Source organism: Desulfobulbus rhabdoformis (genome assembly GCF_016919065.1).
GTDB lineage: Bacteria > Desulfobacterota > Desulfobulbia > Desulfobulbales > Desulfobulbaceae > Desulfobulbus > Desulfobulbus rhabdoformis.
The window spans coordinates 1-8,738 of the sequence record NZ_JAFFQA010000081.1 but is presented as its reverse complement, the minus strand read 5'-3'; the positions used below and the strand labels follow the sequence as shown (position 1 = coordinate 8,738).

Genomic DNA, 8,738 nt, shown 5'->3' with positions numbered 1-8,738 from the left:
CCGGTGCGAAGCAATTCGGTTAACGGATCCTCAGAAATCTCTTCTCGCTTTTTCAGGGAAATGATTTTACCTTCACTCATGACGTATCCTTTTTTGTTGGAAGTGAGTTTTGGCGAACTGTTTCCAATAGGATACGTCATTTTTCTTTTAGAGTCCCCTCAAACACCACTTTCGAGCATAACTCCAGAATTCGCTAACGTACTCTTGAAGATATTGACCGCTGACTCCATGAAAAGTTCCATTCAGGAAAGTTTTCAAATTACCGATCACAATATGTACCAGTGGCAACCAGTGAGCCGCATCCTCCGGTGGAGTCACTCTTTTGTCATGAGTATGACTTTCGGCGATGGCATTCAAAGCTGGAAAGGCATCGGTTCGAATTTCCTGTCCCGGTTTTATATGGCGATTAAGAAAATCCCGAACACTGAGTTTGGTTATCTCATCAACTGCCTCAGCGGCGAGAAAGCCAGCATGTTGTTCCCGTCTTTCCACCGCAACAAGGATAGGTTTCTTTCCAGCAGCGCCTCGACCACGTTTGCCGGCCTTTTTTCCGCCAACAAGTGCGTCATCACATTCGATCAAATTTTGAAGACGATAGATGCTGTCACGATGGGCCATAACCATACGGATTTTTCTCAACATACGGTGGGCGGTTATCCACGAGACATCAATATGCTTACTCAGCCGGAGGGCCGAAATTCCGCCTTTATCGGCAGCAGCCAGGTATATCGCCCAGAACCATTTTGCCAAGGGCAGGTTGGTTGAATGAAAAATCGTTCCCGATGTGACGCTGGTTTGATGATGACAGTGGCTACACTGGTAGGAATTTCTTGATGTTATGAAACTGTATTCTCTACTCGAACATTCAGGGCAAACGAAGCCATCGGGCCACCTTGTTTTGATCAGGGCATCGATACATGCATCTTCGGATCCAAATTTGTTCTGCCATTCCAAAAGAGACATTTGCGGCATTTTCATGACAAGACCTCCAGTTTTTGATTAACCTTTTGATCTTGCAACTAATATAAGCATTTACTGAGAATTATTCAGAGCCATATAATAATTTCAACGGCGGAGTAAACTCTAACCTGAAAACAAGTCCGGCGGTAAATGCTGCTACGTCAACGGATTTCGAAAATGTTTTGAACAATCTATCCGACCAACTCACAGCCCTTGCCAGTACAGGAAGTAGCGTCACCGTTTCTGGATTTACCAAGGCAACCTTCAATGCTGTTGCCGATGCGAATGGCGTAGCGGTGTTTACTATTACCGACAGCTCCATCTTTACTTCAACAATAAAGGAATATGAATTCAAGCTCAATGGAGCCACAACAGTCATCATTAATAGTGACGCCACGACCGTTGACATCGAGGCCAACTTTCTAGGGGGAACCGCCCGGACTCTTGGTTCAACAGTTTTGTGGAATTTTTACGATGCTACCGATATAACGGTCCGAAATGAATTTGGTGGCAGCATCTTGGCGCCTGAAGCGACACTCACAAATTCCAACAACATTGAAGGCGGGATATACGTGAAGACCCTTGATCAAAGAGGAGAGATTCACCTGCAACCCTTCAACGGTACCATACCAACCTCACCAGTACCCGAGCCAACCACCATGCTTCTTCTGGGAACCGGGATTGTGGGACTAGCTGCTACGTGGCGACGTAGAAAATAAAACCGCTATTCCGGAATTTTCTAAGGCTGTTCAGGGAGCATCCTATAGTTATGAGATTTAAAGGCTTGTAGCCGTATATGGTTGCTGATTATCCATGCTCACATCTGCATGAAGTATAGCGAGAGCAATCTGCCATAAGTATCGGATACACCCGACCGCTCTCCATATAGGTGGGCGGTCTTTTTTGTTTTCTCAAGGAAATCATTCGTTATTCGATATGCTGTAGCACAACTGAAGTGCGTCTCGAAGCAACAAATCAAATAAAATTCATTCCCCCCCGATAAACCTCCAATTATCAAGTTAAAGGCTATATCAAGCATGGCGCTCTCAGAGTAGACAACAACCTGACTGAAAACAGCATTCATCCCTTTGTCGTCGGCAGGAACAACTGGTTCTTTGCTGGAACTCCGCAAGGGACAGAGCCGAGAGCCGCGCTTTATAGCCTGATCGAAACTGCCAAAGCCAATAGTATCGAGCCGTGACACTCGAGGATTACGACGTCTACAGGCATTCTAAGCAAAGACACAGGCAAGGTAGGTTTTACCAACAACACAGGTAGAGTAGGTAGTGGTCAACCTGCTGCCCGACGTTTGAACAGTTCAGGATTCCACTCCGAGTATTCTGGTGATTGAGGGGGCATGTGTGTCTTGACGCGATGGTGAGGCGCCCGCAAAGGGGATGCAAAGTTCTTGAACTTGTCAAAAGCTATCGTTGTTACAGCACGCACTGTGCCCCGAGGCCCTCGGTTCCCGGATAATCCGATGCCCCAGAAAGATAAATCCGTCATTGATATGAGGAATATGAGTTCCTTAATTTTCAAAGGTCTTCACCTCTCTAAGGTCAAGTAGTCCGCCGTCAAGCTTCTCAAACTGCCCTCCTTAGCCATATAGCATGGTTCTCCTTACCTCAGACTACCACGAGGGCTCCGCCAGCCTGCTGTCCCTTGGGCTCCCCCCTTATCACCCCAACAAGCCTTCCCCATTCCACCTGCCGGACTCAAACATATTGAGGAGGTCGCCGATCTCAATTTTGCCCCTTGCTTGCCGCAAGTCGCTACGTGGCCAACAGGAAAACTATGGTTGTCCACGTAGCAGCCTGCAAATCACCATACATATATGATTGCATTCCGGAGCAGTCCCTACTTCTATCGCTACCAGAGCAACTTGCGCTCTAAATGTGGCTGTGTGTTTTGTGTTTTCGCCGTGTTCCCTTTGCCATTCTCTACTCATGCAGCGCTCATCTTTGAGCATTCCTGGCAGCAAAAATTCCACTTAACAGCTTGTCTAAATTTCCGGAGCCACTTCTTTGGACTGCAGTGTCAATATTCTGGACGCAGGTGTTAGCCGTGTTCTTCTTTTTTGTTTTTAATGGGTGCCACACAATTTACAGGGTGTCTTGAATAATTCGATTTTTCAATCAAGGCCAGATAAGCGCAGACTTCGAGGATTGCGCAAAATTTTACCGCAGGCATATATGTGATATCGGAGTCTTCGCTTACCTCCGAGGATAAAATTTTGAGTATGACAAGGTAAGCGTCAGACTCCGGGAGATTGGCAGAAAAAGCAATTATTCAAGATTCTCAGGAGTCTTTCCCTCAACTGGCAACGACCTCAAACCTGGTTAAAAACAATGCGCAAAAAACTATGCCTCAGAACGTTGTTTGTCTCCATGGCTGCTCTTTGCTGCCTCTCTTTTACGGTCACCGGAGAAGAATTAGATGGCCGGCAGATCATGGTGCTTGCGGATGAGCGCCCCGATGGTGATGACCGTCATTCAATTATGAAAATGACCCTGATCAATAAACGTGGCCGTCAACGGATCAGGGAGGTGGAACAGTACTCCAAAGATTACGGCAAAGATACAAAGTCGGTCATGGTCTTTGAGCAACCTGCAGATGTAAAGGGAACAGCCTTTTTGTCCTGGGATTACGATAACCCGGTAAAAGACGATGACAAGTGGCTCTATATGCCAGCCATGAAAAAAGTACGACGTATCAGCGGCTCTTCCACGAATGAATACTTCATGGGTACAGACTTCACCTATGACGATATGGGGGATCGTAATGTGGATGAAGACACCCATACCTTGCTCGGCAAGGAGAAAATTGACGGGCGTGACTGCTGGAAAATCGAATCCATTCCAGTGGATAAACAAGATATGTACACGCGCAAGATCATATGGGTGGATCAGGAAGGGCATTTTTCCCTGAAGACCGAATATTACGACAAAGACGGTCTGCTCAAGATTTACCGGGCACTGGTCTTTAAAAGACAGGACGGCTTTTGGACCACATTCAAATCGGAGATGGACAATGTCTCCCGCGAGCACAGAACCATCATGGAGACCAGTTCCATGCAATATGATACCGGCATAAAAAACCGCATGTTCAAGGTCTCCACTATCCAACGCGGCAGGATTCGCTGAGATGCGCAATGCGATACCTCACTGCAATCCTGTTGCTCTTTGGATGGATGTCAACGACGTCATGCTGGGCTAATGAGGAAGAGAACCTGTTGCTTGATCGATTGGAGTTGTCTGGTTGGGCCGAAGCTATCCAGTCGATGCGTATACAATCCCCCAATGACAGCCTGATGTCTCGAGTAAAACTGCGGCTGGAACTCTCGGCAGACCTGGACTGGCTTTACGGTTTTTTTTCTGGCGATGCGGAAAAAAACTGGGAAATTGCATCAGAGACAGGCGTGGACCTCCACGAAGCCTGGGTGGAGCATGTAGCTGACAACTGGGATTTGCGCGTTGGCCGACAGATTATCATCTGGGGAAAAGCTGACGGTGTTCAGGTAACAGATATGATTTCGCCACCGGATTATACCGAGTCCATTACGCGGGAGTTGGACGAGATCCGCATGCCGGTGGACTCTGTTAAATTCAGGTGGCTGGGTGATATGGTTGATACCGAATTGATCTGGATTCCGGTTTTCAAGGCCGCTGTTATGGCATCAGGCGACAATCCGTGGGCATTGCAATCCGCTTCTCCAGACGGTGTGACAACCTTAACGAATTCGACAATCGAGCCTGATTCATTCTTCACAGAGAGTGAGTTCGCTCTGAAGATTTCTTCCTATTTGTCAGGCCTGGACCTGGCTGCATCGGTCTTTTATACCTGGGACGATTTTGCCACCCGATACCGCACTGTTACCAGCGTTGGAGATAATATCCTGGTTGAGTTAACCCCCAGGCACGAACGGTTAACCGTTTTTGGTCTTGAAGGTGCACTCCCCTGGTCTGAGTTCGTCTTCCGGGCTGAGGCAGCCTATTACAAGGGACGCTATTACGAGTCGGAGTCTGTATATCACCAGCCGCAGCAGAAAGACGGCTACAAGTGGCTTGGCGGTGTTGACTGGACTCCCGGTGATGATTGGAGTGTGACGGCACAGCTGATCGGTGATGGCATACTCAACCATGACGATCGCCTGGCTGATCCGGCCCATGCAACGATGGTCACCCTCAATGTATCAAAGGACCTCCTGCACCAGACCCTGACAGTTTCCAATATGTTGTACTGGAGCGTTGATGATGGCGAAATCTTTAACCGCATAAAGGCGGAGTACGAGATGAGAGACGGGCTCCATCTTTCAGCTGGGGTAGATATCTTCTCCGGAGATGATGGTCAGTACGGGGTGTATGAAGATAACAGTCAGGTCTGGGTGAACGTTAAATACAGTTTTTAATTCCCCTCCCAATAAAAGGAATACGCATGTCATGGTAAACATTGAAAAGATCAATGATCGTTTCCGCAAGGCAGCCAAGATAATCCTACGATTCAGATGGCTCAATATCCTCCTCTTTGCCCTGCTGGTTGGTGTATCGATTGCGGGAGTCAAGCAGATAAAAACCGATGTAGATCAGGACAAATGGTTCCTGGAAGATGATGCAATGCTTGCAGCCAAGGATCGTTTTGAAGAAATCTTTGGCAACGATGATTTCTGCGCTGTTCTGGTGGAGGCTGACAACGTTTTTACTCCTGAAATTCTTTCCGCAATCAGGCAGTTGGGAGAGGAACTTGTCGAGAAAGTTCCCTTTGCAGAGGATGTCATTTCCCTCACTGACTTTGAATTCACCTTCGGTACCGAGGAAGGAATGGAGATCATTGACTTGGTTCCCGATCCGGTTCCCACCTCAGCTGATGAACTGTCAAAGATAAAGGCAATGGCCCTGTCCAAGCCTTCCTTGAAAAATAAAATAGTCTCTGAAGATGGTCGTTATGCCTGGATTGCCCTGCGGATGAAGCCGATTCCCGATGTCTGGGAAAAAAATAAAAAAATAAATCCGGATATGGCTGTCGGACATACTTTTTGCGAGGTTGTCGGTCAGGAAAAATACCAAATTCTGAACCCAAAAACCACCGGGATGCCGGTGATTAATGTTGAAAAACGGAAGTTCTTTGGCAAGGAAACGCCGAAGTTGTTCAAGCTTTCAATACTGCTCACCATTCTTATTCTGGCGCTCTCTCTGCGAAGTGTCACCGGTGTTGTGTTTCCCCTGATGACTGCTATAAGCGGCGTTGTGATTGTTTTCGGTTTCCAGGGGTTCTTAGGAATCAGTTTTGACCCTTCCATGATCTTTGTGCCGGTGTTTCTGAGCATGGCGGTATCCATAGGTTACTCAATACATATTTTCAATTTTTTTAAACGTGAATTTTTGAAAACAGGCCAGCGTCACAATGCGCTCGTCCACGCCTTGGAAGAGACTGGCTGGCCGCTTTTGTTCAGCGCCCTGACCACCATTGCCGCGCTGCTCTCTTTTATGCTGGTTCCGTTGCGTCCTATTCGCTGGGTGGGGGGATCTTCAGCATGCCTGGTGGCTATAACCTATGTCCTGGTTATTGTACTGCTCCCGTCTCTATTGAGCTTTGGTAAAAACCGGCCACCCCATGTCACCTATGTCGAGAAAGGCGGACGGTTGCTCGAACGGTTGATGGACAGGCTGGGGAGCCACGTTCTCTTATGGCCCAAAACCACCCTCACCGTATTTTTCCTGGTAGTGGTTACCTGCCTGGTCGGTATCACCAAATTCGAGGTGTCTTTTGATGTGATCGAAACCATGGGACTTAAAATTCCCTATGTAGCCCGTCTTGATTATATCGGTAATACGCCGGTAGGGTCGATGTACTCCTATGATGTGGCTATTGAGTTTGCCGACTTCGGCGAGGCAAAGGATCCCGAGAATCTGCGAAAGTTCGAACAATTGGTTGAGGAGATCAAGCCTCTGCCGCTGACCAAAAAAGTAACTTCCCTGCTTGATATCATCAAGGATATGAACCAGGTTCTGCACAGTGGTGATCCGTCCTTTTACTCCATCCCTGAAAATCGTGAGATGATCGCCCAACTCCTGCTCCTCTATGAAAACGCCGGTGGGATCGAAGCGGAAAAATGGGTGGATTACGACTATCAGCGGCTGCGCCTCATGGTGGAAGTCACGGACTACAATTCCGCTGAGGGGATGCGGGAATTACAGTTGATTCAGGAGCGGAGTAAACAACTCTTCCCTGATGCCAAGGTGATGTTGATCGGCTCTATCTCCCAATTCACGGTCATGATGGATTATGTGACCTGGGGGCAGCTTCGCTCCTTCCTGACAGCCCTTGTCGTGATCGGTATCCTGCTGATTGTAGTCTTCGGTAACGTCAAGATCGGGCTGATCGCCATGATCCCCAATATCTCACCGGCCCTTGTGGTTGGCGGTATTATGGGTTTTGCCGGTATCCCGCTGGACATCATGACGGTCACCATCATGCCCATGCTGCTGGGGTTAGCAGTGGACGACACCATTCATTTCATCAACCATTATCAGCTCGAATACAATCGTACGGCAAGCTATAGGGAAAGCACACGCAGGGTCTTCAAAACAGTGGGAGTCGCTTTATTTCTCACCTCAATGGTATTGATTCTCAATTTTTCAGCGTATCTGGGCTCACTCACCAAAATGTACATCAATCTGGGTATTCTTGTTCCGGCTGGTATTTTGGCAGCACTGGTGGCAGATTACTTTGTTACCCCTGTATTATTGCATCGTTTTCGTCCATTCAAAAATGATAGCCTCGCAAATAGTCAAAAACCTCAAAATCTGGAAACATAAAAACCAGGAAATGACGAATCGCAAAACGTCGTTTTCAAGTCTTTTTACGAGAACAAAAAAAATCCATTGGAGCAAGAACCAATGCCTTCAATACCTGATAAGAACGGTATCATTACTGCACTTACCGATGAAGAGGCCGACGTAACCAGACGACGGAGAAAAGAGTTCGGTGCATTTGCCATCATTTACGATTTCATGCTGGAGCGTTTTACCCGGCCCCGTGTGCACAAGGCAGATCCTCAGCAGCACCGAGAGGTTCTGGCCAACCTGATTGCGCCGGTGCAACAGGCCAAGGTTCTTGATGTTGCCTGTGGAACCGGAGGAGCCATTGCCCACTTTCATGAAAGCAATGACTATACCGGGCTTGATATCTCCTATGGCATGTTGAAACAAGCTGTGAAAAAAGCGCAAAGAAAATCATTCAACGCCTGTCGATTTATCCAGGGCAATGCCGAACAATTGATCTTTAATGATGAATCTTTTGATTTTGTGATGATGGATACAGCCCTGCATATGATTCCAAACTATCAGCTGGCAATCACGGAAATAGCACGAGTACTCGTCAATGACGGTGCTTTTATGTGCAGCACGCCCGCTATGGGGATCAACCGGGAATTTGATGTCACCTGGGAAAAGATGTCCGCGAAATATAGCCTCCATTCCCTGACTGTACCCGATATTGAAAATGCCTGTCAGCAAGCCGGGCTTTGTTTTCAACAATGTGATGCGAACGGCGGGATATTGTATTTTCAGGCATATAAAGGACGGCAAAGCGCAATTTGAAGCCCAGGGATTCGATCAGGAGGGCGTAATGTTTCACTGACAGAGACAGACGCCCCCCCTGTCGCCACGACGGCTGTCGGCCGACTTGCCAACAACTCGGAGCTCCTTGCCCTGGAGGGGAAGAGCTATCGAAAAGGAAAAAGGTCATAAGGATGTCTTGAAGAATTACATTTTCAATCA

5 protein-coding genes and 3 pseudogenes are annotated in these 8,738 nt (G+C 47.7%); 7 read left to right on the top strand and 1 reads right to left on the bottom strand.

Features of this window, described 5'->3' with window-relative positions; genetic code table 11:
* Nucleotides 1–186 precede the first annotated feature (186 nt).
* Nucleotides 187–978 (bottom strand): annotated as a pseudogene (locus tag JWJ90_RS21920) (IS1595 family transposase); the annotation flags it as partial.
* Nucleotides 979–1,067: 89 nt separating this feature from the next.
* Here JWJ90_RS21920 and JWJ90_RS21915 point away from each other — a divergent pair.
* The 7 genes and pseudogenes from JWJ90_RS21915 to JWJ90_RS21890 form a co-directional block, all read left to right on the top strand.
* Nucleotides 1,068–1,571: pseudogene (locus tag JWJ90_RS21915) on the top strand (collagen-binding domain-containing protein); the annotation flags it as partial.
* Nucleotides 1,560–1,679, top strand: a complete 120-nt coding sequence (locus tag JWJ90_RS23680; RefSeq protein ID WP_338032359.1) for a PEP-CTERM sorting domain-containing protein — start codon at nucleotides 1,560–1,562, stop codon at nucleotides 1,677–1,679. The pseudogene JWJ90_RS21915 and the gene JWJ90_RS23680, both read left to right, overlap by 12 nt.
* Before the next feature lie 308 nt (nucleotides 1,680–1,987).
* Nucleotides 1,988–2,158, top strand: a pseudogene (locus JWJ90_RS21910) (IS66 family transposase); the annotation flags it as partial.
* A gap of 1,150 nt (nucleotides 2,159–3,308) precedes the next feature.
* Nucleotides 3,309–4,103, top strand: coding sequence for an outer membrane lipoprotein-sorting protein (locus tag JWJ90_RS21905; protein ID WP_205229354.1), 795 nt, complete (start codon nucleotides 3,309–3,311; stop codon nucleotides 4,101–4,103).
* Between the two features lie 8 nt (nucleotides 4,104–4,111).
* Nucleotides 4,112–5,368 carry a DUF1302 family protein gene (locus tag JWJ90_RS21900; protein WP_205229353.1) on the top strand — a complete coding sequence of 419 codons (1,257 nt, stop codon included), beginning with the start codon at nucleotides 4,112–4,114 and terminating at the stop codon, nucleotides 5,366–5,368.
* A 31-nt stretch (nucleotides 5,369–5,399) separates the two neighbouring features.
* On the top strand, nucleotides 5,400–7,775 hold the full coding sequence (locus JWJ90_RS21895; protein ID WP_205229352.1) for an efflux RND transporter permease subunit: 2,376 nt from the start codon (nucleotides 5,400–5,402) through the stop codon (nucleotides 7,773–7,775).
* 81 nt (nucleotides 7,776–7,856) lie between these two features.
* Entirely contained in the window at nucleotides 7,857–8,558 is a 702-nt protein-coding gene (locus tag JWJ90_RS21890) for a class I SAM-dependent methyltransferase (RefSeq protein ID WP_205229351.1), read from the top strand.
* Nucleotides 8,559–8,738: the final 180 nt, after the last annotated feature.

Coding starts and splice junctions, on each gene's coding strand:
- JWJ90_RS21900 (WP_205229353.1), top strand. CDS start 4,112: ATGCGATACCTCACTGCAATCCTGTTGCTCTTTGGATGGATGTCAACG.
- JWJ90_RS21905 (WP_205229354.1), top strand. CDS start 3,309: ATGCGCAAAAAACTATGCCTCAGAACGTTGTTTGTCTCCATGGCTGCT.
- JWJ90_RS21895 (WP_205229352.1), top strand. CDS start 5,400: ATGGTAAACATTGAAAAGATCAATGATCGTTTCCGCAAGGCAGCCAAG.
- JWJ90_RS21890 (WP_205229351.1), top strand. CDS start 7,857: ATGCCTTCAATACCTGATAAGAACGGTATCATTACTGCACTTACCGAT.